The following is a 25,224-nucleotide window of genomic DNA, read 5'->3' as shown; positions in this document are numbered from 1 at the left end:
ATATTCCCCCGTATCATGAGAACTTACTTCCTAATGGCAGCCCTATTGCCAGCATTCTATGCCTGCCATTCGCCAGCCGTTCCCAAGAAGAACAGGCCGGTACAAATCGATACTATGGAACTGGTAGCCCCTCCTGATAATATGGCTACCAGAGTCGCTTCAAATGAAGTATCTGTTGCTAAAACAGATAGTACTACGTATATCCGTTTCGGTAGTTCGTACTTGTCGCTCGACTGGCTGGAACCCACTCCAGGCATGAATGATTTCGAATTGCATCCGGATACTATTTATCTCACCCTCCAGCATCCACATACACTGGAAGGACAGATGTTAACCATCACTACCACCGGAAATGCACGCCTGAACGTAGCCCAACGCTATGAAACAACGGCCATCATCAATTCCAAACACGTACTCAAACACTGGAAGCATTATACCTCTGCATGGGAAGCGCTAAAACCGGAAGCAGATAATTTTTATATCTGTAAAAAGTATTCCGCCGAACAGAAAAAGGCCTTTCCTCCCAGCACTATCGAGGAATTGCAGGAATACATGTATCGTCATCTTGGAAAGGAGGCATATGCAGGAGTAGCAGGAATGGCCAGCTTTGAGGACTCTCCCACCAAAGTAGTGATCTCCCGCTATTACCTGAAAATTACCGGGTTGCTGCAACATAGCTCAGAGAACATCAACAAACTATTGATCATTGATGTGCCCATTAAATAACAACAGATTTTATATTTACCGAAAATATATCCTTATGACTCGTATGCTCTGCATATTCGCCATTGGTCTCTTCCTGCTCCAAGCTTGCAAAACAGGCAACGGAACGACGGAAGAAGCGAAAAAAAACACCTCCGATTCTGCCGGCTCCTATGCCCTGGTAGGCACTTATAAAGGTGATTTTGGCGGTGCTCCTATTTTTATCACCATCAATTTCTCCAATGGTAAACAAGCGGCCGGATATAATATCCATAAAGGGTTACGCAGAAACATCAAAGGAGAAATAGTACGCGACGGTTCCAACTGGGTACTCTCCCTCACCGAGCCTGGCGATAATCCATATGATGGTAAGTTTACTATTACTTTCAATGCAGATGCCAACAGCGGTAATGGTACCTGGACACCCAACAATATCAAAGCCACTGCGGAGAAAAAATTCCAACTGGAAAAAATGAAATCCGGAGAGCCATACAATGAGGGTATGCGATCTCAATATCCTTTCCTGGGTTATTTCAGCGCTTATGAAAATTCCGGTACGATTGTTTTTGAAGAAGACGGTACTGTAAAAATGACCTACTATCCGAAGGTAAACGACAGCACGCTCGCACAGCAAGCAATTGAAGTAACGGGCAGCTGGTCCAATAATCCACAACAACCACAACAGGTAACCGTTAACTGGAAAACCAATAGTGGCTGGTCTCAGAAGTCATCCCTTTTCAAAATTGAAATGGAGAAAGGTGAAGAAACCAATAATTCCTACCTCTCTGCTATTGTGTGTGACAGTCTTAGATTTGTTCCTGGTCCGTAGTGAAGATGACTAAGAAAATATTATCCATTATTGCGGCAGGCGTTATTCTCTATAGCACCTGGCTAATGATCCTGCTCAGCGTGCCTTATCTGGCGCTGGAGAGATACACCAATTTCCTCAAAACCAAGCAGATAGCCTGGCATGTAATGCATTGGCGACTGAGCTTTTATGTGCATGTTTTTATCAGCACCGCAGTATTGATTACCGGGTTAATGCAGTTTAGCAGTTATCTCCTTAAAAGATATCCGCGACTGCACCGTAATATGGGTAAAACATATGCCTTCGTGGTAATCGCTATCAGCGGCCCTACCGGCCTGGTGATGGCCTTCTACGCCAACGGAGGTCTTTATGCGCGAATAAGTTTTGTTATACTTTCAATACTATGGATAGGCGTTACCGTTATAGGTTGGCGCAAGGCGATGCAACGCCGGTGGGAAGAACATTCTAACTGGATGCTGCGCAGTTATGCGTTGACGTTATCTGCGGTAACTCTTCGATTCTATGCTTATGTATTGGGATTAATGCATATGCCGCTACGACCTGTAGCGGCATATGTACTTATTTCCTGGCTCAGCTGGACGCTGAACCTATTGATTGTTGAATGGTATATCCGTTGGAAGTCCCGCGGAGAACAGCTTTTAGCGCAACGCTAAAGGCTCATTTGATTTCTGAACAAAGTGACCATCCGCAGAGATGGAATAGAATTCCTTCTTGATTTCTGTACTGGATTTTTCTTTATTCTCGTTGAACTGCGTTTTAGCTACATCCTGCTCGTACTCTATTTTGTAAGAGGTCACCGTAATTTCGCCGTTCGCATTTATCACACCTACTTTATAAGGATCTTCATCCAGTAGTTGGCCGGCAATCATTAGTTTATCTATCAGTTTGCCAGTAGGCGCATAGCTGGCCACCATGTAATAAGGCCAGGTATAACCTTCTATTTCCTTATCATTTACAGCATAGCAAACTGTTTTGAAAGCCGTATCACTTTTAATGAGTCCTACATAATAAAAGGAACTACCCGTTTCTCTTTCAAACTTGGCATTTCTCATCTCAGATACATACTTCTCAAAATCGTAAGGAATATCTTTGAAATGTGTTTTAGTAGCAAATGATTTGTCCAGCGTAAGTGGGAAATTCATTGGCCTGAATTCCCTGTAATACATGGTCCATTGGAGCTTTTCAGGATCTCCATGACCACTCAGCGCTTCTTTCACCTTGTTGGTAAAGAGGTAAGGATTTCCTCTCAGCGTGGCGAGGTCTTTATCCTTCATAATGTTATCCAAATTCGTATAGCCGAACTCGATAGCCGATACGAGATAATACATTCCTTTCTCTTCGTTGTTATCCAAAGCATATGCACATGCCTTGTTAAATAACAGTTTATGTAGCGGCGTATAATTTAGCAACTCCGCCATATCAAAAGATTGTATGGCTTCTTTGTACAGTCCACTCTCCAGCAGGGCATTGCCAAGCTCATAGTAGGTTTTGGCCTGTGGTTGTTTCAGAATAGAAGATCTAAACATTGGAATACTTGGCCCGGCTTTCTTCTTATTACGATAAACATCCAGTGCTTCCAGGAATTCTTTTTCCGCATTCTTATCTTTTTTTGTTGAACCGGCAAGAGCTGCATGTACAGAATCAGCATTGTACATGGAATACTCTGTGAGCTGGAAGGATGTTCCCTGGCTTCCTGTACCACCACAGGCAGATATCAGGCCGGCCAGTACAAACAAAGGCATAAAGCGCATAGTCTATAGGATTTGAAAAATAAAGATACAGAAGTATCCCTATCAAAATTTTGAAAATTGTTTATGGAAAATTTATGCACCCGCATCTAAATATAGGGAAGCTTTCCCTTTCTATCCACTGACGAAAAACTAGTACCTTATGAATCAACTACATTATCAGCAGTTTACACCGGAAGATGCATTCATCGTAAGAAGTAACCTCGCTTCAAAATATGATGCCATCGGTACATTAGTCAAATACTTTGCAGTGATCAGCGCAGTAGGATTTGCGCTGTTGCTGATCCGGGTTAACACCGTCCCTCCTATTTACTTCTTCTCCGCCATGACCCTGGCTTTCGTAGGATTTCTGTTATACTTCTGGTTTCATACGATCACGAGCCTACGAAAAGATTTACGTCAATGTCAGAAAGCAGAATTCATTGCTAAAGTAATGGGCAAGAAAAGTTCAAGCGAGTTAGGAATTCTGACTCATTATCTTGTAGTGGAGAATAATATTTTTGGTATCACCAGAGTAGACGTTACACCAGAAATTTTTGATCAGATAGAAACCTTTTGTGTACTGAAATTAACGGTATCCCGTCATTCGGGCACATTCCTGGAATGTGAAATAAAAGAAGCCTAGTGGAGCCAACCATGGGGCTCGAACCCACGACCTGCGATTTACGAAACCGCTGCTCTACCAACTAAGCTAGATTGGCCGATCATTGCTGTTTTATACAATTTAAATAAAAATTACGGCAGTGCAAATGCACTGCCGTTAATCGTCGGTTACTTGGGGCTGCGAACGCTATAGGGCTTTCAGTAGGTCCGGTGAAAACAACATGGCTGTACAAAGACAGTTTCTGTATCCATGTGCCACCAGTATAGGATAATTCACACAGCTTTTACATGCTCCCCAGAACTGAGGGTCCTGCGTTATTTCGGTATAGGTTACCGGCTCAAAACCCAACCTGCTATTCAGTTTCATCACGGCAAGACCCGTGGTTATACTGAATATTTTGGCCTGTGGGTATAGCTGCCGGCTCAATTCAAAGATTTTTTGTTTAATGGCAGATGCCACCTTCAACCGACGGAATGCCGGCACTACAATCAGACCGCTGTTCGATACAAATTGATCGTTCTCCCAGGTTTGTATATACGAAAATCCAGCCCATACGCCTGATTTCGTGAAGGCAATCACGGCCTTACCTTCCAGCATTTTCTTTTTAATATCTGCAGGATCCCGTTGGGAGATCCCTGTGCCCCGGGCCTTCGCTGAAGACTCCATCTCTGCACAGATAGGAATGGCAAAGTCTATATCTAAGGCTGTTGCCAACCGGACGACAATCTCCTCATCTGCTTCCGGTGTTGTTGAAGTAAGTGCCGGCGCATTGTGCGCTGCACAGACCGGCACTTCATATTGGTTTATCATGGCTTTACATTTCATCTATGCCAGCAATTGATAATTATCTGGCCAATTACACTAAGAATTAATACTACCGCTACAACCACATATACCGCTTTTGACTTAGGAGCCGGTGGCTTCGGATGTACATGCATATAGTTCATTTTCCCAGTATATGCCAAACGCTGTTCCAGACATGCCAGCCAGATGATCGAAAATTCATGAAAACCAATATGGAGAAGGGTTACGTGTCTCCCTAAATAAAAAATCCAGGGAAATAACTTCCCTGGATGTATATCATTTCAGTAATGTTTTTTCAGAAACTGAAGGGTATCTTACAGCAGACCACCCAACAGACCACCAGCAGCATTCTTCATTTCTGCTTCCCATGAATTCTCCGCAGCTTTCAGCGCACGGTTCAGTGCACTCAACAGCAGATCTTCCATTTCTTCTTTCTTTTCAGGCACCAGCAACTCAGGAGCAATATCAATGCTCTTCACCTGACGATTGCCGTCTACAGCAACTTTCACTGCGCCATTGCCAGCTTCGCCTTCCAGCGTAACATTAGCCAGACGCTCTTTACCTTCTTTCATTTTTTGCTGGATCTGTGTCACCTTACCAAATAAATCAAACATATTTTGCTATTTTTTAAGGCCGTAAAGATAAGGTATTAACTATTCCGTATCTTACCACATCGTTATACTATCAGCAAAAATGGAAACTAAAGTTTGTATCATTGGCGCCGGCCCTGGTGGCGCATGCGCAGCGCTTCAACTGGCTCAGCTCGGTATTTCTTCCATAGTCGTGGATAAGGCTATTTTTCCAAGAGATAAGGTCTGTGGAGATGGATTAAGTGGTAAAGTACTAACCATTCTTGAACGAATAGATAAAGAAATGGGCGAGCGCCTCCAAAAAGCCGTTTTTAAACTGGATAGCTGGGGTGTAACCTTTGTAGCCCCAAACCGGATTGGCATGGATATTCCATACAAACCAGACTACCAAAAAAATATGGTAGATCCCAGAGGCTTCGTCTGTAAACGTATTGACTTCGATAATTTCCTGGTAGACGAAATGAAACGCCGCCCGGAAATTACCTTATATGAGGGCATCAGCATCGACAAATATCAACTGGAAGAAGATGGATATTTGCTATCTAATAATGACGGCAGTTTCCAAATCAAAACTCAACTGGTGATTGTGGCAAATGGGGCTCACTCCTCATTTACCAAAGACGTTGCTGGAATTAAAATGGAGCCAGAGCACTATGTAGCTGGGATACGCGCCTATTACAAAGGCATCAGGGGACTACATAAAGATAATTTTATTGAACTCCATTTCCTGAAAGAAATGCTCCCTGGATACCTTTGGATATTCCCACTTCCAAATGGAGAGGCTAATGTCGGCGTTGGAATGCTAAGTAATTCAGCAAGAAATAAGAAAGTCAATTTGAAGAAAATGATGCTGGAAACATTAGCGAGCGACCCAATTATGAAGGAACGCTTCGCCAATGCAGAACTTGCTGGAAATATTGAAGGATACGGCCTCCCGCTGGGAAGTAAAAAGCGTAAACTCCATGGCGAACGCTATATGCTGGTTGGCGACGCCGGATTTCTAATAGATCCATTTACCGGAGAAGGGATCGGAAATGCGCTCTACTCTGGTAGAATTGCGGCCCAAAGAGCCGCAGAAGCATTAAAAATCAATGATTTTTCAGACAAATTTCTGGACACTTACGATGAAGATGTTTATCGCATCCTCGGCCCCGAATTACAAGTCAGTACAAAACTGCAAAAACTAATCAAATACCCTTGGTTATTCAATATACTCATGAAAATCGGCTCTAGAAATAAACAGTTAAAAGAGCTCATGACCTGTATGTTCCATGAGGTGGACCTCAGAAAGAAACTGGGCCATCCTATGTTCTATGTGAAATTGTTGTTTAACAGACAATAAGATTTGTCCGGTGAATAAATGATTCGCCAGCCGCCAATACCAGGCTGCTGGCCCCTTTTATATTATTATCCCTATGCGCAGCTACCAACAACTGGCAGTCATCTGCCTGCTGATGTTTATTACCCCCTTCGCGCTTCTGGCGCAAAACAAAAAAGTATTCACCGGTCCTGCCCCAGATTGGCTGGTACCACATTCCATCGATTCAACGCGGAAACCGGACGCAAAAAATATCAGCGATGGCGCCTATATACTCCTGCAGGAAGATCAGAAAAATGTGGAAAAACATATAGTATATGAACACATCATCCGGCAGATCGTATCCGAAACCGGTATCCAGAACGGCTCTGAGATCTCTGTCGATTTTGATCCTGCATATGAAAAACTGGTTTTCCATCATATTATTGTTCGGAGAGACGGCAAGTCCATTAACCAGTTACAATCCACCGCGCCTAAATTATTACAACAAGAACAGGAACTGTCCAGGTTCATCTATAGCGGTACCTACACCGCCTATTATATTCTGGAAGATATTCGCAAAGGCGATCAGATCGATTACGCTTATTCCATAGAAGGACGTAATCCCGTTTTCCCGGATAAAATAGATCAAACAACCTACTTACTCACATTTGAACCTATCGTTAATTATTACAGATGTCTGCTGATCCATCCGGCGCGACATATTCAAATGAAATCATTTTATCAGGCCGCTTTACCTAAAACAAAAGCCTGGAAAGAATATACCTGTTATGAATGGACCAGCGTTCCTCAAATGCAATCGGAAACGCGGGACTTCGTTCCCTCCTGGTATACCTGGTATCCTAAAGTACAATTGAACGAATATGGCAACTGGCGCGAGATTGCACAATGGGGCTTGCAAATAAGCACTGTTCCCGCTCCCGGACCTGGCATCTCCCGTAAGATTGAACAGTTAAAACAACTAGCTAAAGGCGATAAAGAAAAATACTTGCTGCAAGCACTCCGCTTCGTTCAGGATGATATTCGTTATATGGGCATAGAATTGGGCGAAAATTCCCATAAACCCAATAGTCCGGAAAAGGTACTACAGCAACGTTTCGGCGATTGTAAAGATAAATCTCTCCTGCTCTGCTCATTATTACAGGCCGCCGGCATTTCCGCCAGCATGGCGTATGTCAGCACAGACATGAAAGGGAAAGTGGCCGACCTCCTACCCACTCCTTTCGCATTTAACCATGTGATTACAGCAGTGTCCCTGAATCACAAAACGTACTGGCTGGATGCAACTGCCACAATGCAACGCGGTACCCTGGAAACATTCTGCGAGCCGGATTATCAACTGGCGCTGATTATACACGATTCCACTACCCAACTAACGCCAATCATTCAAAGAACGCACGGTAAACTGGTAGTGAAGGAAATATTCACCCTGCCTGATTTGAGTCAGCACACCGGTGAACTAAAAGTGGAAACTGCCTGCTACCGGGAAGAAGCAGACGATCTTCGCAACAACCTCGCAGCGGAAAGTCAGCAAGACAAGGATAAAACCTATCTGGATTATTACCGCGGACTCTATGGCAGCATGCGCATCAAAGATTCCATGCGGGTTGCCGATAATCCCGACAGCAATATTATGCGGGTGTATGAACACTATGAAATTGAAAATATCTGGAAACGCGATACTATCACCGGCAAGCTACAATTCACGTCTATGGCCCAGTTCATCACGGATGCGCTGCCTGAAGTCAAAGAAGACCGGCATGTGCCTTTGCGCTTACGCTATCCATATGACCTGGATTATACCATTGTTATTCGCACTCCCGGCGAATGGCCACTGAATCTGGAACCGCTGGATATTGTTACCAACAGCTATCGTATGCAGTTTATTCCGGAAAAAACGGACAATGAAATTCGCCTGCATTATATTTTGCAAACATTGAAAGACCATGTTCCGGTGAATGAGATTCCGCAATACATAAAGGATTCCCGCAAATTCACTGATTATGCCAACATGAATCTGAAGGCGCGTTCCGATTCCCAAAAGGATCCTGGTAAACAACCAAACTGGCTCACGATCTTTCTCGCATTTGTATTTGCAGGACTGATCGCCTTCCTGGCGATAGCCGCTTACAAACGCAGCTTACCGACTGTGGAAACACAGGAACCGCCGATCGCTATTGGAGGAGGACTCGCCATCCTGGCCATTGCGCTGGTTTGTTCTCCCATCACCGACCTGACGATGATTATTCGTTCCGGCATTTTCCGTTACGATATCTGGGTAGAAACGCCACTGAAAACCACCGTCAATAACGTTTCTTCCATTCAATTAATGTTGGTAGTGGAGCTGTTCCTGAATATTCTCTTCCTGGGGTATTCCGTTTTATTGGCGGTATTATTTTTCCACCGGAGAGACACGTTCCCACTGGCCCTCGCCACCTACTATGTGCTGTTGGCCATCTACCTGTACGCCGACCGGCATCTTGCGAATATGTTATTCAAAGAAAAGGCGCTACCAGATATGTTCGGTACAGATTCCGTGTTATGGCCATTAGTAAAAATGGCGATCTGGATTCCATATCTGAAGATATCCGGTCGCGCCAGAGCGACATTCGTTATTCCATACCCAACTGGGCGGGTATCCGATTAAATGGTTTCGGAATCGAAGATGATCACCTTTTCCCAGAGGTGTTTACAGTTATCTATGAAGGTCAGATGCACGGGGTGCGTCTGATAGATATCGTGCATCGCCTGATTGTTGAAAACGCACAACAAGCAGTAGCTGTAGCTTTTGTCAATCACCGGACGATCTGTGGATGCTGGTTTGCCAATATTATTAACGGCGATTTCTTCAATCGCAGCCAGACTACTTACACCAGCTTCAAAGCGTTTGATATCTTCCTGGCTCAGGTCTGGCTTCAGATAGAAGTTGACTACATGTACAAATTTCGATTCGTTTGGTTTCATTATGTGGACATTTTAGTCCAATAAAAATAAACGATCATTATTGGTCTTGCAAGATGTATCTGCTCACAGTTGCCACATTAACGATATATACCAACGCAAGAATCAACACTGTTCCGATGATAGTACCAATGCCTGGCAATGGGCTTACCACCATGTCATGTTTGGCCAGCAGGCCGGCTGCAAAATATTGCAGCACCGTAACCAGCAGTAAAGACAATATGCCGATAATAAAGTAGAGCGGAACGAATTGTTTCAGGAGATACCGCTGCAATTGCCGGGGAGCAGTACCCAACGTTACGAGCAATTGGATTTCCTTTCTGCAGGAAGCAATCACCAGTTGAATGAACATACTGAATACCAACAGAGCGAAGAACAACAGGATCAATCCAAAGAAGCCAATCACAGAAACGATGGTTTGTACAATTACCCTCGTTTTGCTGAACTTCAGTTTATCCTGGTTGGCCGTATAGCCGTTATCGTCCAGGAACTTGACCAGTGCAGGGTTTGAAGGATCGGCCGTTTTGATAACAATACGACTTGCCGGAGCAGAGGAAGAGCCGGCGTATTTCTGATTCGCCCAATCCATAAAGGAAGCAGGTACGAGGAAAGAAGAAATACGATCTGAGAAACCCACAATATGCCCGGTATAGGTATCTGAAGTCTGATTATTGGAAATCACGACCTGTAATGGCAGGGCTTTTACAGTTTCCTGAGATATCTGTGGGAGATTCTGGCTCAGGGAAAAGCCAAAGTTATACAGGTTCAGGAAGTCGTTCGGCAATATAATAGGAATCGTACGGTCGCCGGGATTCCATTTCCAGTCATCTTCTTTCACGTCAATAAAGCTGTCTGGCACCGCTTCGAAGAACATATCCGTAGCAAAGTGTAGATCTCCCGGGGCCTGGGCCACTACTTTAAACTGGCTGGAGGTGATTAACCCTGTCGCCTGTACGAAAGATTGTTTTCTGATATTTTCTATTTCTGCGGGAGAGAAAACAGATTTTCCCGGTTGCCCCATCATACTGTTCGTCACCTTTTTATTGATGACGAGAAAGTCTGCTGTTTCATTTTGGTTTTTATCGCTGTAGAGCAGCTGATTGAAATCCGTATTTACCTGGAGTGCTATGAGAATAAGTACCATGGCTATTCCCAGGCCCACAGAGGCCATGAAGAAACGACTTTTACCAACGCCGGTACGGATTATTTTTCTTAATAGATCAAAAAACGATTGCATGAAAAAGTTGCATTAAAGCTGGTACAGCACATCATAGGAGAAATGCTGATCGTGATCCAGGTCTGTTAAAATAAATCCGGCTTGGCGGCTTTTACATTCCTCAGCGATGAGCGCAGCAGCTCTACTGGTATTCTCTTCATCGAGGTGGCTGAAGGGTTCGTCCATGAACAGCCATTCGAAAGGTTGTACCAATGCCCGAATGATAGCGATACGTTGCCTTTCGCCGTAGGACAATGTTTTGCCGCTTTGATCCAGCACATGTGTCACATTAAGTCTGGCAGCCATTTCGCGAACTTTCTCCACGGTGCAATAGGGCTGTGGATTCATTACTCTTTTTAGTTCAATATTTTCCAGGGCGGTCAGTTGTTCAAAGAGGCGCAGGTCCTGGAATATGACGCTGATTTTCTGTTGGCGCAGGGAGGCGGTTTCATTGCGGTTGTATCCGGACCAGGGTTTCCCATTGATGAGGACATTTCCCGTATAGTCGTACCGGATATGATAGAGGTAATGTACCAAGGTGGTTTTACCTGTACCAGACGGCGCTTTGATTTTCACGAAGCTGCCGGGGTTAAATTGAATATTTTCATTCCAGATACCAGATTTTCGCTGGAGGATCTTATCCTTCAGGGGAATCGGGAGGAGATGATCGAGCTGAATTTGCATGTAGCTAAGATAAGGTTTTCGGAACGGGTATAAAAGACAAACGCCGCTGGGTAGCGGCGTTTGTCTTTTACATATTTGAAAGAAACAGGCAATAACTTATCTGGTTACTGCTGAATCCATTGGAATAGCACCGTAGAGGCTATCTTCAGCAGCTTTATCTGCCGCTTCCTGTTTAGCTCTTTTATCTTTTTTAGCTTGTGCCAGTTTAGCGGCTTCGGTACCAAATTCAACCAGTTGAACAAGGCTGTTTTTATCCTGGTCTTTGAAGTTCAGTACGATTTCGCCTGTTTGAACATCGCCGCTTATTTTATGAGCGGAGAAGGTCATGTCTTTGAACAGGTTCTGTGCTCTGATCAGCAGTGGTCTTTCGTCCTCGTCTGCTTTTTCAGTAGGGATGGTTTTAGCCAGTTTTGCGATGTCTAAGTAACCAGCCAGGGTAGCGCCTTTTGCTTTACTAGCAACGCCTTCTGGCAATTTGATTTGTCCTTTACCTGCGAGGTATTGATCCAGCAGTACGGAATCAGAACCGAGAGTAACGGATTTTTCAGTGAGAGACATAGCAGGGAAAGAAGCTGCCAGTTCAGGAGAAGCGAGTACATATTTATCGCCTTGTTTAACCAGCATACCGGTAAACATTGGAGAGCTCATTACTTTATTGAAAGCGTCTTTGTTGGCCACTTTCATGTTGAAGATCCATTTAGCGTTTGGCTTTTCAATGGTATCGCCATCGAAGTAAGGGTTAGGTTTTCTTTCGATTTGGAAATCGGAAGCAACGTATACCAACTGACCGTCGAATGCGTTCAGCAGATCATCCATGGTGAGGCCAGAGCGTTGAGACAGCATCATGTTTACCAGGCCGTCGGTACCGGTAGATTTGATGATTTCGCCAATCATGTGGAAATCGAAAGCGTAGGAAATAAACCCGGTGACATTATCACTAGGATATTTTTCCAGCATGCTTATATCAATTTCTTTGTTACCATATTTTTTGAAGATGGCCAGCATTTCTTTGCCCATGTAGCTGTTGGTATTCACCAGGATCTTGCCTTTTTCGAAATTGGCAGTACCAGTAGCGAAAGAACCTTCCATGAGTTTTTTGAAGTTGCCAGGAAGAGCAGTCATGCCTGCGGCGTTACTGTTCATCATTGCCTGAACATTAAAGAAAAAGCCCATATCAGCATTTTCTTTCAGGAGTTTTTTGAATGGCTCCAGGCTACCGGCAGTTTCGTTCTCTTTCATGTGATAGAGGTGATCAGCGGTAGTAACCAGTGCTGCTGCGGATTCGGGTAAATCTGTAGTTACAGCGGCTACTGGAGATACAACAGCGGCAGCGGCAGCAGCGGTGTCTGCCTCAGCGCCTTCATCTGCTGGTTTATCCATATAACCAGGGATATCATTCAGCCTGTTGGTGTTCAGATGTCTCAGGTAGATAACAGCTTTATTATTCCAGGTGATGAGACCGTGGCTTTCAGTGTCGTAGGTAAATTTGAAGTCCTTACCTGTTTTCAGGTCATAGCTTTTCAGGTTAGCTTTCAGATAAGCTTCGAATTTTGCGGCATCTGTCAGGGAGCCGTTGATTTCAACGTAGGCGTTTTTATCGTCGCCTAAAACAACGCTCATGAAAAAGTTGCTGGAGAGATCGACGCCGGAATTGGCGGCATCTTTCCAGGCTTTGGTTATTTTACTGGCAGTATCTTTGGATTGAGCAGCTTCCATGAGCTTATCCATCGTGAGACCGTTGGTAATTAATTTCTGGCTGATTTGTTTGGCGTTCAGTTCCAGCACCACACCAGCTTCTTTGGGGATGTATTTGCTCTCCTCAGGAACTTTTGAACAGGCAGACAACATTACCGCCGCGATACCAGCGGTTAACAACAATTTGGAAATCGTCCTTTTCATAAAATGATTAAAATATATAAAATAATAATGCACAGGTCAGAACCAGTATGATTGTCGGAAAAGCGGTTAGGTTTTTCTGGCGGCACAAATCTTCTGGGACTACTAACTTTATTCCCACTATCGTGGTATTTCTTGGCTCCAAAAGTACGTATATTTTTGTAGCATATATGTCTAATTTTTCCCTGTCGCCAACAATAATTTCTTTACAGATATAGTTAATACCTTTGTTACTGCTATGAAAATTATCATTAAAACCATTGAAAAACCGTTATGTTTTTAATCTTATTACAATACATCCGTCCTGTAGCGGCTGTTGAGCACTTCATGGAGGCGCATAATGCGTTCCTGCAAAAGCACTATGAATCAGGGAAATTCATCCTTTCCGGCAGACGTAAGCCTAAGTCAGGTTCACTGATATTATGTAAGGCATCCAGCCGAAAAGAGGTAGAAGAGATTATGAAAGATGACCCATTGGAAAAGTATCAGCTGGCACTTGTTGAGATCATTGAGTTTGAGCCAACAACCTATGCGGCCATTCAGGAAAAATAGACTGAACTTATCCAGATATGCCATCTGTACGGCCAATATGCCTGCTTTCTTCCCTGATCTGATTGTTATTGCATAAAGTAGATGACTTTTGTAAGCCATTTACTGGAATCTTTTTCATTGCCCTGAAAAGCGACGTACATTTCAATTGTGGGCAATAATATCTTCTTTCCCTTTACTGCTGCGAACTCATGTAAAGCCACATGAGCGTTGGCTATTTTATTATACGGACCGTAATAGTCCACATAAAAAGCTTTGGCAGCGGGCAGTTTTATTATTTCTATACCGTTTTTGAGCGTACTACCTTCCGGCACCGGAACGGCAGCGGCCATGTCTGTCTGGTGTTTGGTGGTATCCCAAGAATAAAAGAGGCCGCAGGGAACGCCTGGCTGTAATTTGGCAGCCTGAGCGGCGGCGTATATTTGTTGGAGATTTGTTTGGTAGAAAGACATGATGCTTTTTTGCGGGATCGTTTTACGGATCGCGGCAAAGGTGGTGGCGGGGTAATTCATTTCTTTCACGGTTTCATTCACCCCATTTGGTGCGCCGGGGCCTTTTTTATCGGCCTCAGCCATACTTTTCAGATTCAGCAGTCCTTTTTGGTAATCATCTTCGATGGCTCCTTTCATCAGCCAGGACATCAGGTTTTGCGGGCGATTGTAATGGGCATCGAATCCCCAAACCACTTTGGTTTTTTCGGCGGCTTCTGTGAGGTTGAAATACACATCTGCTTCCGAGTGGAAGGGTTTTGTGAAGGTTAATTTTTGCTGAATTAGTTTATACGGCTCAAATGAAAGATGCTGGAGCTGTCCTTCTCCTATCTTTTTTCCTTTCCAGGAGTATACAGCTCCAACAGTACCATCTTCACCGGTGATGGTGTAGGTGGTGGTGGAATCCATTTGTTTCCAGGTATTCCATTGACTGAATCGTTCGAATTTGACAATATCATTCCATACAATGCTGGCGGGAGCATTGATTTCAACGGTAGCTTCCACATGCATCCGGGTAGGCGCGATGAAAACCAGTACCAGGAATAAAAACAGTAATATTCCTATAATCCAGGCGAGTACTTTCAAAGCTTTCATAACTGCAAGGGGTTGATTACTATAAATATAGTGTTTTTTATCTAGCCTCCCTACAGTATTGCTGGCATAGCGACAGAAAGATTAGTGTTTATCGGGCTGGTCCGGATGGTGTTTCTCTTTATAATGTTGATCAGCTTCTTTGGCTTTTTCGAAATCGAGAATCACCGAGTTGATGCAATAGCGCAGGCCGGTAGGCGGTGGGCCGTCATCAAAAACATGTCCGAGGTGGGCTCTACAACGGCCGCAGAGTACTTCTGTGCGATGCATTCCGTGCGAGTTGTCCGGCACATAGATTACACTGGTTTTGCTGATAGGTTGGAAGAAGCTTGGCCATCCACAGCTGCTTTCAAATTTAGCATCTGAAACAAACAGTGGGTTTCCGCAAGCAGCGCAGTAGTAGGTTCCTTTTTCTTTACTGTTCCAGTATTTTCCCGTAAATGCCCATTCAGTACCTTTTTCCCGCGCAATATTGTATACGTCCTGCGGTAAGATTTTCTTCCACTCCTCATCTGTTAGGTTCACTTTCCCTGTGTCAGTGTGGGAATAAACACCTAACTTCTTTTTTCCGTCTTCCATTGAATTCTTTTTTTCGCCGTTTTGTGAGTAACTACAGTTGGTTACCGTTAATGAGATCATCAAAAATATCAGATTTCGCAGCTTCATAACTGTCCCATTGTTGTATTAACGACTGATTAACACTAAAGTTGATAGATTTTAAATCAATTGGCCTCTCTGAATATTATTTTTCCCTATATAAAATTACGTATGAACCGGGGGAATGGATTGTTAAAACCTGCAAATCAACCGGATATTTAACAAAATCTACTCCACTTTCTATAAAATACGCTGATAATCACCTACCAGCAACTGAGTATAAATTGTTAACTTAGCGGCAAAAGGCTAGTAAGTGGCGGATATCATCAATTTATTACCAGACAATATAGCGAATCAGATAGCTGCAGGAGAAGTAATCCAGCGACCGGCATCAGCGGTGAAAGAACTTCTCGAAAATGCAGTGGACGCAGGCGCGACAGAAATTCACCTTATCATAAAAGATGCAGGGAAAGAGTTAGTACAGGTAATCGATAACGGTGGCGGTATGAGCGAAACCGACGCCAGGATGTGCTTCGAACGCCATGCTACCTCCAAAATCCAAACCATCGAAGACCTCTTCTCCATCCGTACCATGGGCTTCCGCGGTGAAGCGCTCGCTTCTATCGCAGCCGTTGCCCAGGTGGAACTTAAAACCCGGAAAAGAGGAGCCGATATAGGAACATATATAGAAATCGATAATAGCTCCGTAAGGACCCAGGAACCCTGCCAAACAGCAGAAGGCACCAGCATCGCCATGAAGAACCTCTTCTTCAATGTGCCCGCCCGCCGCAATTTCCTGAAAAGCAATGCAGCTGAAATGCGCCATATCGTGGATGAATTCATCCGCGTTGCCATGGCATACCCTCAACTGCAATTCACCCTTACCAGCAACAATCAACAACTCTTTCACCTCGATAAAGGCTCCCTGAAACAACGTATCATAGCCATCCTCGGCCAGCATTACAATGCCCGCCTGGTAAATGTGAAAGAAAGTACCGACTATATGAACGTCTACGGGTTCGTCGGAAAACCGGAAACCGCCAAAAAAACCCGCGGCGACCAGTTCTTCTTCGTCAATAACCGCTTCATTAAAAGCCATTACCTCCACCACGCGGTAATGAACGCTTTCGCGGATATCATCCCGGCAGACAGCTTCCCACTGTACGTTCTCTTCATCGATGTAAATCCTGAACATGTGGACATCAACGTCCACCCTACCAAACAGGAAATTAAATTCGATGATGAAAAAGTAATGTACGCCTTCGTACAAGCTGCAGTAAAACATGCCCTCGCCCAATTCAGCGTAACGCCTACGCTGGACTTCGACCTGGACCCAAGCATTCAGCAACTGGACGCTGTCAGCAAACCTTTTACAGAACAACAAAAAACGGAATCTACCCATTCCCCACTCTATAAATCCTTTACACAGGCCCACCAGGCCCATGTAATCGACAGATCCAACAGTAACCTGAAAAACTGGAAAGATCTCTACGATAAACCAGCCGCTCCTCAAACGGAAAGCTACGCCATGAGCGCGTACTCTGACGCCGATGATGACGACACAGAACAGGAAACCCGTACTGCTGTCACCTATCAGAGCGCTCAGCCCGCCTCTACAGCCTCCGCTATTGATGAACGCTGGCAAGATAGCACCAATGCCCAGAAAGTACCCGTTCAGGTACATCAACAATATATCCTCTCTCAGATCAAATCCGGATTCATCCTGATTGATCAACACGCAGCCCATGAACGCATCCTGTATGAACGCTATCAACGCGCCCTCCAGGAAGCGCCAGTAGCTACGCAACAAAGCCTTTTCCCACAAACATTACAGCTCCCCCCTGCGGATGCTGCCATCGTTTCGGAAATGCTGCCAGACCTCCAGGCACTCGGTTATGACCTGGAACCATTCGGCAATCATACTTTTGTTGTAAGAGGAACGCCTGCCGATATCCAGACAGGCAATGACCAGGCTACCATCGAAGGACTCCTGGAACAGTTTAAGAATTTCTCACAGGACCTGAAAGTAAACAGACGCGAACACCTGATCCGCTCTATGGCCAGAAATAATGCCATCCCTTGTGGAAAAGTGCTCTCCGCCCGTGAAATGCAAAATATTATCGATGAACTGTTTGCCTGCACCATGCCTAATGTGGCGCCCGGCGGCAAATTCACCTTCATCTCCTTCAAACTGACGGACCTCGCCCGTATGTTTGAAAGAAACCAGTAATTTTTTTCTCGCAAAGGCGGAAAGGAGAAAAGTTCGCAAAAGATGATCTATCGCGACTTCTCTCTTTGCGCCTTTGCCACTTTTTCCACTTTGCGAGCAAAAAATCAAATGTCTTTCAATGCGTGATAGACAGCCCCAAACCTCCGGAATTGTTCCTCGTAATGACTCGCATACTGCGTGTCCGGTGTAAAGACCTGCCCCTTCCCCGCTTCAGAAAGATCCAATTCCATTCCCATCACCTGTGCCGCCAGTAAAATAGCTCCCAGCGCAGAGGCGTCCGTGGCGTCTTCGAGGGTAAGCGTCTTCCCAAATATATCAGCCATCAACTGTATCCAACCCGGCGATTTGGAGAAACCGCCACTGACAGAAATCTTATCTATAGGACCTGCCGTCTCTTCCAATGCCTGGGTTATACTCTTAACCGCAAAGCATATACTCTCCATCACCGCCCTCGTGAAATGCGCCTGACCATGTTGTGGTCTTATACCAATGAAAGCCGCACTGGCATTACTATCCCATATCGGCGCACGCTCTCCCAACAGGTAAGGCATACATAACAACTGCTGCGGCCCCAATGCCAGCGCTTCCCGGATCATTATTTCCACAGGGACCTCCGATTGCAGGAAGTCCTTTAATAACCACTGCAACAATACCCCGCCATTGTTACTCGCGCCACCTGTGATGTAAATATCGTCCGTCAGTAAATAGGTAAATAATCGCTGCTGACGATCAAATATCGCTTGGGGAACGGCCATTCGTACAGCCCCACTGGTACCAATGGTGAGCGTGGCATGCCCCGGAGTAATAGCATGGCTGCCCAATTGTGCCAGACAACCATCACTGGCCCCGATGATAAAAGGAGTATCTGCCGGGATGCCCATTTCTGCGGCTATGCCGGGTTTTAAGCCACGGATGATATGGGTGGCCGGAACAGGCTGCGGTAAACGATCGCTCGTGATTCCCGCTGCATCCAGCGCGGGACCATACCAAGTATGCTTTCGTATGTCAAAAAGACCCGTTGCAGACGCAATAGAATGATCCATCAATGGCTTGCCAAACAATTCCTGGATAATATATTCCTTGATACCCATGAAACAGTGCGCGCGCTGAAACAGATCAGGGTGCTCCTCCCGCAGCCAGATCAACTTGCATAATGGAGACATAGCATGTACCGGCGTACCTGTTTGCTGATAAATATCCCTACCTGTAGCGGATGTACGAAGTTTTTCCGCCTGGGCATGACTACGGTTATCCGCCCATATCAGAAGCGGCGTCAGCGGCTTACCGTCACTATCCACAGCGAGCAAACTATGCATAGCGCTGCTGAAGCAAATGGCGACTGGAGGCTGTTGTCTCTCTACAACTACCCTACGAATTCCATCCTTCACGGCCTGCAATATCACGGCCGGGTCCTGCTCACTAAATCCCGGCTCCGGATGATACGTAGAATATGCCCCTTGAAAACTACTTTTCGCGGAGCCGTCGATTCCCAGCGAAATCGATTTAGTACTGCTGGTGCCGATATCAGAACCGATAAAATATGCTATGCTATCGTTCATAAAAAAACCTTCCGTTTTACACATTTAATTTATAGATTTAAAACCCGTGATCCATATATAAAGTCTAAAATTTCCACGCAAATGGCTTTTGAAATCAAAAAAACAGCTAAGGTCTATGATGTGTGTATTGTTGGTTCCGGCGCTGGAGGCGGTATGGCAGCCAAAATACTATCTGAGGCAGGCCTGAAAATCGCTCTCCTGGAAGCTGGTCCAAAATATGATCCTGCAGACCCGGAACAAGCTACGCAACTAAAATGGCCCTATGAATCTCCCCGAAGAGGCGCCAATACCACCCGTCCCTTCGGCGACTTCGATGCGGCCTATGGTGGCTGGCAAATTGATGGCGAACCGTACACCAAACAAAAAGGTACGGAGTTCGACTGGTTCAGATCCCGCATGCTAGGCGGGCGTACCAACCACTGGGGACGTATCTCTCTGCGCTTCGGTCCACGCGACTTCAAACACAAAAGTTATGATGGCCTCGGCGACGACTGGCCACTCAGTTATGAAGACGTTGCCCCTTATTACGATCGGGTAGATAAAATGATCGGCGTATTCGGGACAAAAGAAAACCTTCCCAATGAACCGGACGGATACTTCCTCCCTCCCCCGAAACCCAGACTCCATGAGCTGATGATTAAAAAAGCCGCCGGCAATCTCGGGATTCCCGTTATTCCAGCGCGACTTTCCATCCTCACCAGATCTGTCAACAAAGATCGTAGTCCTTGCTTCTATTGTAGTCAATGTAGCAGAGGATGTACGGTGTATGGCGACTTCTCCTCCTCTTCCGTACTGGTGAAACCAGCCATGAAGAGCGGCCATGTAGACTTATACACCAATGCGATGGCCAGAGAAGTACTCACCGACAGCAGCGGCAAAGCCACCGGCGTACTTTATGTGGATAAAACTGATCTTCAGGAATATTCTGTAAATGCGAAAGTAATAGTATTGGCAGCCAGCGCCTGCGAATCCGCCAGGCTCCTGCTCAACTCTAAATCTGCCAAATTCCCTAACGGTCTTGCCAATGGCAGCGGCGTTGTGGGTAAATATCTGCATGATTCCACCGGCGCTTCCCGCAGTGCATTTCTGCCGCAACTGATGGAACGCAAACGCTACAACGAAGATGGCGTTGGCGGTATGCACCTGTATGTTCCCTGGTGGGGCGACAATAAGAAACTGGATTTCCCACGTGGTTATCATATTGAATTCGGTGGCGGCATGAACATGCCTGGATATGGTTTCGGCTTCGGCATGGAACGCATGAACGGCAAATACGCTGGCAAAGATGGGAAAATGAAAGCTGCCGGCGGTTATGGCGCTTCCCTGAAAGATGATTACCGCCGTTTTTATGGCGCACAAGTAGGCTTTGCTGGTCGTGGCGAATGTATCGCCCGGGAAGAAAACTACTGCGATATCGATCCGAATGTAGTAGACAAATACGGCATCCCGGTATTACGCTTCAACTACACCTGGACAGACCACGAAATCAAGCAGGCCAAACATATGCAGGATACCTTTGAACAGATTATCCATGAAATGGGCGGTATTGCAAACGGAGAGAAACCTGGTGAAGATAAAAAGTATGGCCTGGAAAACCCTGGCCGTATCATCCATGAAGTAGGTACCACCCGTATGGGAGACAATCCTAACAAATCCGTACTGAACAAATTCAACCAGGCACACGAGTGTAAAAATCTCTTCGTGGTAGATGGCGGCGCATTCGTTTCCCAGGCAGATAAAAACCCTACCTGGACTATTCTCGCCCTCTCTATGCGCGCATCAGAGTATATCGTGGATCAACTGAAAAAACAAAACATCTAAAACAATTCCGATATGGATAGAAGAAAATCCCTTAAAGCCATTGCGCTGGGAACTTTATCTGTAAGCGCTATATTATCTTCTACCGGTTGTGACGACAAGAAAACAGGAAGCGACAAGGATGCCGGGAAAAGTAAAACGCCCGGCTATGGCCGTACAGAAGATGAAGTAAAACGGGATGCCAAACTGAATGCAGAGCCTTTCTTCACAGCTGCAGAAATGAAGACTATCGCCATTCTGGCAGACATCATCATACCTGCGGATGAACATTCCGGTAGCGCTACGGATGCAGGCGTACCTGCTTTCATTGAGTTTATTGTAAAAGATAAACCTGATATGCAGTTACCTATGCGAGGCGGTATACGCTGGGTAGATGTGCAAGCCGCAAAAAGATTTAATACCTCTTTTGCCGAAGCTAGTCAAGAGCAAAGGATTCAGATCGTTGACGACATTGCCTATCCTGAAAAAGCCAAACCGGAAATGAGTCAGGGCGTAGCTTTCTTCAACCTGATGCGCAACCTTACTGCCACCGGTTTCTTCACCAGTAAAATAGGTATTAAAGATCTGGATTATAAAGGCAACACTCCTAATGAATGGGACGGCGTTCCTGATGATGTACTGAAGCAATACGGACTGGCTTATGATGAAAAAACCCTGGCAGAATGCCTGAAGATCGAAGACAGAGGCAAATTGATGACCTGGGATTAAATAATAAAAGGTTGCTATTATTCATATCTTAAAAAACTAATCGTTCCAGATGATGTCAGAAAAAAAGAATGAGGGGAATAGTGTTTCCCGCAGATCATTTCTCCGTAACGGCGCATTAGCCGCTGCGGGATTCATGATCGTTCCACGTCATGTATTGGGAAGAGGCTTTGTTGCGCCCAGCGACAGACTCCGGGTTGCTGCCGTTGGTGTTGGCGGTAAAGGCTACGGTGATATTACCAGCTTTGCAGAAGGACGCGCCGATATCGCTTTTCTCTGCGATGTGGATAAACGTCGCGCTGCCAAAGCAATAACCACCTTCCCGAAAGCCAAATTCTATACGGACTACAGGGAGATGTTTGAAAAAGAACGCAAGAATTTCGATGCCGTTTCTGTATCCACCCCTGACCATCAGCATGCCGTAGCCGCTATGGCAGCCATGCAGCTGGGAAAACACGTATACGTACAGAAACCGCTCACCCACGATATTTATGAAGCGCGTAAACTGACCGAAGCCGCCAAAAAATATAAAGTAGTTACCCAAATGGGTAACCAGGGCGCTTCCGGCGATGGCGTACGTCAACTGATGGAATGGTACAATGCCGGTCTTATCGGAGATGTACACACAGTTTATGTATGGACAGACCGCCCGGTATGGCCACAAGGTGTTGCATGGCCACAAACAAACGCCACTATTCCAGCTGAACTCAACTGGGACCTCTGGCTGGGAACCGCTCCTAAAAAGAACTTCGTGGACAACCTCGTTCCTTTCAACTGGAGAGGTTGGTGGGACTACGGTACCGGCGCACTGGGCGACATGGGCTGTCACCTGATAGAACCGCCATTCCGCGTACTCGGACTGGGTTATCCTTCTTCTGTGGAAGCCAGCGTTGGTAGCGTATATGTGGGAGAATTCAATCGCGGTTATTTCCCTGAAAGCTGCCCTCCTTCTTCTCATGTTACCATGAAATTCCCGGTGAAAGGCGGTAAAGAAGTTACCATGCACTGGATGGATGGCGGTATACAACCAGAACGTCCGGAAGAACTGGGACCAAATGAAATGATGGGAGATGGCGGCAACGGCGTAATTTTCGTTGGTACAAAAGGAAAGATGATGTGCGGTACTTATGGTATTAATCCCCGGTTACTGCCTACTTCCCGCAATGCAGAAGTGAATGTGCCACAAACCATTGCACGCGTACCTGAAGGCCACTACCTCCAATGGGTAAACGCAGCTATTGCCGGATATAACAGTAAAGAGGCGAAATCCCTCAGCTCTCCTTTTGACATTGCAGGTCCACTTACAGAGAGCATCCTGATGGGCAACCTCGCTATCAGAAGCTATGACTACAGGGAAGCTAAAATAGATGGCAAAGGCTATAACTATCCTGGCCGCTATATCAAACTGCTTTGGGATGGCCCTAATATGAAAATCACCAACTTCGATCCGGCCAATCAGTTCGTGAAACGAACCTACAGAGAAGGCTGGTCGCTGGGCGTATAAAACGCAATACTTTATTATAATGAAAAAGCGTCTCTGCTGAGCAGAGACGCTTTTTTTATGGATGATAAGGTCGGCGCTTAGTATTTAGGATTCTGTGTGAGGCCAAGGTTCTTTCTTATTTCACTTGCAGGAATAGGTACAAAGTAGTTCTGCTCGTTGAACTTCCTGTTCTGCATAGTGAATATGGTATAGGTGAAAGGATGACCTGGAATAAAGGAACCACGTACATCTATAGCCTTAGCAGGATCGCTCAGGGCTACAGGTGCAAGTTTCCATCTTCTCAGATCAAAGAAACGGTGTTCTTCAAAGGCCAGTTCGTATCTCCTTTCATATCTGTAAACATCCCATAAAGAGGCATCTGCAAGGTTAGTTTCCGGCATGCCTGCACGGGTACGTACCTTGTTGATAAGTTTACCTGCGCCTGTAAAATCTCCCAACAGCATGCTGGCTTCTGCTTTGTTCAACAGTACTTCCGCATAACGAAACCATATCCAGCTTTGATCTCCATTCAGGAACTGCGCATCCAGCGTGATGTCCATGAATTTACGCATGTAGTAACCAGAGAATGTACCATTCCAGTTTTCAATGGTACTGTTTCTTGTATCTAATCCCCAGACGCTATCCTTTCCATCAGCCGTTTCATACTTACCGGTTTGGATAACCCCTATCGGATCTGTTTTCTTCCCATCATCCGGGCGAATTTTCCATTTAGCGCCATCGAAAAGAATGGTGGCATAGAAACGTGGATCACGATTAGCATAAGGGTGTGCTGCCTGAGCTGCATTGGCCCAGGAAAAATCGGAACCATCCGCCATTTCATAGCCAGTTACGAAGTTTTCGATGGGAACGTTGCCGCCCCAGTTATGATAACCATTAGGACCATTGTATTTATCATGACTGGTACCCAGCAAGGATTTATCGAATAATTTAACGAAAATCATCTCGTTGTTGCCCTTATCCGTGAATACACGGCCATAGTTATCTACTGGATCAGATCCTGGCTGATACAGCGCAAATAAGCCGGAATTGATAATGCTATCGGCAGCTGCTTTAGACTTGGTGGCAAATTCCGTGGTTACATCGGTAGTGTTGCATATGATGGAATCTTTCAGATTACCGGTAAACTTGTACAAATCACTGGCTGCATATAATAACATCCTGGATTTCAACGCAAAGGCGGCGTATCTTGTTACCCTGCCCTTCTGGTCAATAACATCATATTTGGAAGGCAGATATTTTGCAGCGCTATCACACTGATCAGCAATGTACCTTACGCAGGTAGTAAATCCGGCTCTTTGTACATTCAGATAATCACTGTTTTCGCCACTGAGGTTAAAAGTGTAGGTAATCAAAGGAACACCTCCGAAATACTTCACCAACATATGATAATACCAGGCGCGCATGAAGAACACTTCTCCTTTCATACGGGCCACCACATCTGGGTTTAAACCAGTTACACTTCCAATCTTTTCCATGAACATATTACAGTTCCGGATAGCTTTGTAATGTGATCCCCAGCGGGCAAAATCGTTCAAGGCACCCAGATCATCGGGCGTCATATTCCCTTCTACCACGCGGGAGGTATTATAATCATGTATGAAGCGACTTTCATCCACCATAGAACTTAACATCACCTCATTAAATCCTGGGCGCATCTGTGCATACAAATCGTTTACAAATGCCTGGATCAAACCCTGGTCCCGCCAAACATCACTTTCCTGGAACTCCGTTAATGGCTTCTTTTCCAGGTAATCTTTATTACAGGAGACAGCCGATGCCACTGCAATCAACCCGCATATATATCCGAATATTTTCAGTTTTCTCATGG

The 25,224-nt window shown here is 45.4% G+C and carries 22 protein-coding genes and 1 tRNA gene; 11 read left to right on the top strand and 12 right to left on the bottom strand.

Annotated elements, in window-relative coordinates:
- Nucleotides 1–15: 15 nt before the first annotated feature.
- From CLV59_RS06550 to CLV59_RS06540, 3 genes are read left to right on the top strand one after another with little or no spacing between them, the layout of a single operon-like run.
- Nucleotides 16–726: a hypothetical protein gene (locus CLV59_RS06550; RefSeq protein WP_111591216.1), complete on the top strand. Its 711-nt coding sequence runs from the start codon at nt 16–18 to the stop codon at nt 724–726.
- A gap of 34 nt (nt 727–760) precedes the next feature.
- The gene (locus CLV59_RS06545; RefSeq protein WP_111591215.1) at nt 761–1,531 is read left to right on the top strand and encodes a hypothetical protein; all 771 of its coding nucleotides are present in this window, start codon (nt 761–763) and stop codon (nt 1,529–1,531) included.
- A gap of 5 nt (nt 1,532–1,536) precedes the next feature.
- The gene (locus tag CLV59_RS06540; protein WP_170137663.1) at nt 1,537–2,184 is read left to right on the top strand and encodes a DUF2306 domain-containing protein; all 648 of its coding nucleotides are present in this window, start codon (nt 1,537–1,539) and stop codon (nt 2,182–2,184) included.
- Here the strand turns inward: CLV59_RS06540 and CLV59_RS06535 are convergent.
- Nucleotides 2,170–3,282 carry a TPR end-of-group domain-containing protein gene (locus tag CLV59_RS06535; RefSeq protein WP_111591213.1) on the bottom strand — a complete coding sequence of 371 codons (1,113 nt, stop codon included), beginning with the start codon at nt 3,280–3,282 and terminating at the stop codon, nt 2,170–2,172. The genes CLV59_RS06540 and CLV59_RS06535 overlap by 15 nt on opposite strands.
- A gap of 139 nt (nt 3,283–3,421) precedes the next feature.
- Here CLV59_RS06535 and CLV59_RS06530 point away from each other — a divergent pair, with 139 nt between their 5' ends.
- Nucleotides 3,422–3,904: a hypothetical protein gene (locus CLV59_RS06530; protein ID WP_111591212.1), complete on the top strand. Its 483-nt coding sequence runs from the start codon at nt 3,422–3,424 to the stop codon at nt 3,902–3,904.
- On the opposite strand, the gene CLV59_RS06525 is transcribed toward CLV59_RS06530, so the two are convergent.
- From CLV59_RS06525 to CLV59_RS06515, 3 genes are all read right to left on the bottom strand, one after another.
- Nucleotides 3,905–3,980: transfer RNA gene (locus tag CLV59_RS06525), tRNA-Thr, on the bottom strand.
- A gap of 89 nt (nt 3,981–4,069) precedes the next feature.
- Entirely contained in the window at nt 4,070–4,693 is a 624-nt protein-coding gene (locus CLV59_RS06520; RefSeq protein ID WP_245950821.1) for an N-acetyltransferase, read from the bottom strand.
- A gap of 308 nt (nt 4,694–5,001) precedes the next feature.
- Nucleotides 5,002–5,301 (bottom strand): YbaB/EbfC family nucleoid-associated protein, encoded by a 300-nt coding sequence (locus CLV59_RS06515; protein WP_111591211.1) that lies wholly within the window; start codon nt 5,299–5,301, stop codon nt 5,002–5,004.
- Nucleotides 5,302–5,380: 79 nt separating this feature from the next.
- Here CLV59_RS06515 and CLV59_RS06510 point away from each other — a divergent pair, with 79 nt between their 5' ends.
- A complete protein-coding gene (locus CLV59_RS06510) occupies nt 5,381–6,619 on the top strand; it encodes an NAD(P)/FAD-dependent oxidoreductase (protein WP_111591210.1) in 1,239 nt (412 codons plus the stop codon).
- Between the two features lie 73 nt (nt 6,620–6,692).
- Entirely contained in the window at nt 6,693–9,242 is a 2,550-nt protein-coding gene (locus tag CLV59_RS06505) for a DUF3857 domain-containing protein (protein WP_111591209.1), read from the top strand.
- Here CLV59_RS06505 and CLV59_RS06500 read toward each other — a convergent pair.
- From CLV59_RS06500 to CLV59_RS06485, 4 genes are all read right to left on the bottom strand, one after another.
- Nucleotides 9,239–9,559 (bottom strand): Dabb family protein, encoded by a 321-nt coding sequence (locus CLV59_RS06500; protein WP_111591208.1) that lies wholly within the window; start codon nt 9,557–9,559, stop codon nt 9,239–9,241. The two genes, CLV59_RS06505 and CLV59_RS06500, sit on opposite strands and share 4 nt — an antisense overlap.
- A gap of 37 nt (nt 9,560–9,596) precedes the next feature.
- Nucleotides 9,597–10,793, bottom strand: a complete 1,197-nt coding sequence (locus tag CLV59_RS06495) for an FtsX-like permease family protein (protein WP_111591207.1) — start codon at nt 10,791–10,793, stop codon at nt 9,597–9,599.
- Nucleotides 10,794–10,805: 12 nt separating this feature from the next.
- Complete coding sequence (locus tag CLV59_RS06490) at nt 10,806–11,456, bottom strand: ATP-binding cassette domain-containing protein (protein ID WP_111591206.1); 651 nt, start codon at nt 11,454–11,456, stop codon at nt 10,806–10,808.
- Nucleotides 11,457–11,552: 96 nt separating this feature from the next.
- Nucleotides 11,553–13,355, bottom strand: a complete 1,803-nt coding sequence (locus CLV59_RS06485; RefSeq protein WP_111591205.1) for a DUF4836 family protein — start codon at nt 13,353–13,355, stop codon at nt 11,553–11,555.
- A gap of 270 nt (nt 13,356–13,625) precedes the next feature.
- Here CLV59_RS06485 and CLV59_RS06480 point away from each other — a divergent pair, with 270 nt between their 5' ends.
- Nucleotides 13,626–13,904, top strand: a complete 279-nt coding sequence (locus CLV59_RS06480) for a YciI family protein (RefSeq protein WP_111591204.1) — start codon at nt 13,626–13,628, stop codon at nt 13,902–13,904.
- Between the two features lie 65 nt (nt 13,905–13,969).
- Here CLV59_RS06480 and CLV59_RS06475 read toward each other — a convergent pair whose 3' ends face one another.
- A complete protein-coding gene (locus CLV59_RS06475; RefSeq protein ID WP_111591203.1) occupies nt 13,970–14,986 on the bottom strand; it encodes an SRPBCC family protein in 1,017 nt (338 codons plus the stop codon).
- An 81-nt stretch (nt 14,987–15,067) separates the two neighbouring features.
- Entirely contained in the window at nt 15,068–15,562 is a 495-nt protein-coding gene (msrB, locus tag CLV59_RS06470) for a peptide-methionine (R)-S-oxide reductase MsrB (protein ID WP_111591202.1), read from the bottom strand.
- Nucleotides 15,563–15,893: 331 nt separating this feature from the next.
- Here msrB and mutL point away from each other — a divergent pair, with 331 nt between their 5' ends.
- Complete coding sequence (gene mutL, locus CLV59_RS06465; protein ID WP_111591201.1) at nt 15,894–17,810, top strand: DNA mismatch repair endonuclease MutL; 1,917 nt, start codon at nt 15,894–15,896, stop codon at nt 17,808–17,810.
- Nucleotides 17,811–17,914: 104 nt separating this feature from the next.
- On the opposite strand, the gene CLV59_RS06460 is transcribed toward mutL, so the two are convergent.
- The gene (locus CLV59_RS06460; protein WP_170137661.1) at nt 17,915–19,369 is read right to left on the bottom strand and encodes a gluconokinase; all 1,455 of its coding nucleotides are present in this window, start codon (nt 19,367–19,369) and stop codon (nt 17,915–17,917) included.
- A gap of 81 nt (nt 19,370–19,450) precedes the next feature.
- Here CLV59_RS06460 and CLV59_RS06455 point away from each other — a divergent pair, with 81 nt between their 5' ends.
- The 3 genes from CLV59_RS06455 to CLV59_RS06445 are packed head-to-tail and all read left to right on the top strand — an operon-like array spanning nt 19,451 to nt 23,396.
- Nucleotides 19,451–21,190 carry a GMC family oxidoreductase gene (locus CLV59_RS06455; RefSeq protein ID WP_111591199.1) on the top strand — a complete coding sequence of 580 codons (1,740 nt, stop codon included), beginning with the start codon at nt 19,451–19,453 and terminating at the stop codon, nt 21,188–21,190.
- A gap of 12 nt (nt 21,191–21,202) precedes the next feature.
- Nucleotides 21,203–21,895, top strand: coding sequence for a gluconate 2-dehydrogenase subunit 3 family protein (locus CLV59_RS06450; protein WP_111591198.1), 693 nt, complete (start codon nt 21,203–21,205; stop codon nt 21,893–21,895).
- Between the two features lie 49 nt (nt 21,896–21,944).
- The gene (locus CLV59_RS06445; RefSeq protein WP_394336930.1) at nt 21,945–23,396 is read left to right on the top strand and encodes a Gfo/Idh/MocA family protein; all 1,452 of its coding nucleotides are present in this window, start codon (nt 21,945–21,947) and stop codon (nt 23,394–23,396) included.
- A 77-nt stretch (nt 23,397–23,473) separates the two neighbouring features.
- On the opposite strand, the gene CLV59_RS06440 is transcribed toward CLV59_RS06445, so the two are convergent.
- Nucleotides 23,474–25,222 carry a RagB/SusD family nutrient uptake outer membrane protein gene (locus CLV59_RS06440; RefSeq protein ID WP_111591196.1) on the bottom strand — a complete coding sequence of 583 codons (1,749 nt, stop codon included), beginning with the start codon at nt 25,220–25,222 and terminating at the stop codon, nt 23,474–23,476.
- Nucleotides 25,223–25,224 lie beyond the last annotated feature (2 nt).

The organism is Chitinophaga dinghuensis (assembly GCF_003259435.1).
Lineage (GTDB): Bacteria > Bacteroidota > Bacteroidia > Chitinophagales > Chitinophagaceae > Chitinophaga > Chitinophaga dinghuensis.
Note: the sequence above shows the minus strand (reverse complement) of the source record. Positions and strands in the feature narration are given on the sequence as shown.

Bases quoted from the DNA above. Each gene is read 5' to 3' on its own strand.
- CLV59_RS06500 (WP_111591208.1), bottom strand. From the start codon at position 9,559: ATGAAACCAAACGAATCGAAATTTGTACATGTAGTCAACTTCTATCTG.
- CLV59_RS06515 (WP_111591211.1), bottom strand. From the start codon at position 5,301: ATGTTTGATTTATTTGGTAAGGTGACACAGATCCAGCAAAAAATGAAA.
- CLV59_RS06545 (WP_111591215.1), top strand. From the start codon at position 761: ATGACTCGTATGCTCTGCATATTCGCCATTGGTCTCTTCCTGCTCCAA.
- CLV59_RS06495 (WP_111591207.1), bottom strand. From the start codon at position 10,793: ATGCAATCGTTTTTTGATCTATTAAGAAAAATAATCCGTACCGGCGTT.
- CLV59_RS06440 (WP_111591196.1), bottom strand. From the start codon at position 25,222: ATGAGAAAACTGAAAATATTCGGATATATATGCGGGTTGATTGCAGTG.
- CLV59_RS06510 (WP_111591210.1), top strand. From the start codon at position 5,381: ATGGAAACTAAAGTTTGTATCATTGGCGCCGGCCCTGGTGGCGCATGC.
- CLV59_RS06540 (WP_170137663.1), top strand. From the start codon at position 1,537: ATGACTAAGAAAATATTATCCATTATTGCGGCAGGCGTTATTCTCTAT.
- CLV59_RS06445 (WP_394336930.1), top strand. From the start codon at position 21,945: ATGATGTCAGAAAAAAAGAATGAGGGGAATAGTGTTTCCCGCAGATCA.
- CLV59_RS06550 (WP_111591216.1), top strand. From the start codon at position 16: ATGAGAACTTACTTCCTAATGGCAGCCCTATTGCCAGCATTCTATGCC.
- CLV59_RS06505 (WP_111591209.1), top strand. From the start codon at position 6,693: ATGCGCAGCTACCAACAACTGGCAGTCATCTGCCTGCTGATGTTTATT.
- CLV59_RS06460 (WP_170137661.1), bottom strand. From the start codon at position 19,369: ATGAACGATAGCATAGCATATTTTATCGGTTCTGATATCGGCACCAGC.
- CLV59_RS06520 (WP_245950821.1), bottom strand. From the start codon at position 4,693: ATGATAAACCAATATGAAGTGCCGGTCTGTGCAGCGCACAATGCGCCG.
- CLV59_RS06450 (WP_111591198.1), top strand. From the start codon at position 21,203: ATGGATAGAAGAAAATCCCTTAAAGCCATTGCGCTGGGAACTTTATCT.
- CLV59_RS06455 (WP_111591199.1), top strand. From the start codon at position 19,451: ATGGCTTTTGAAATCAAAAAAACAGCTAAGGTCTATGATGTGTGTATT.
- CLV59_RS06475 (WP_111591203.1), bottom strand. From the start codon at position 14,986: ATGAAAGCTTTGAAAGTACTCGCCTGGATTATAGGAATATTACTGTTT.
- msrB (WP_111591202.1), bottom strand. From the start codon at position 15,562: ATGGAAGACGGAAAAAAGAAGTTAGGTGTTTATTCCCACACTGACACA.
- CLV59_RS06535 (WP_111591213.1), bottom strand. From the start codon at position 3,282: ATGCGCTTTATGCCTTTGTTTGTACTGGCCGGCCTGATATCTGCCTGT.
- CLV59_RS06480 (WP_111591204.1), top strand. From the start codon at position 13,626: ATGTTTTTAATCTTATTACAATACATCCGTCCTGTAGCGGCTGTTGAG.
- CLV59_RS06490 (WP_111591206.1), bottom strand. From the start codon at position 11,456: ATGCAAATTCAGCTCGATCATCTCCTCCCGATTCCCCTGAAGGATAAG.
- CLV59_RS06485 (WP_111591205.1), bottom strand. From the start codon at position 13,355: ATGAAAAGGACGATTTCCAAATTGTTGTTAACCGCTGGTATCGCGGCG.
- CLV59_RS06530 (WP_111591212.1), top strand. From the start codon at position 3,422: ATGAATCAACTACATTATCAGCAGTTTACACCGGAAGATGCATTCATC.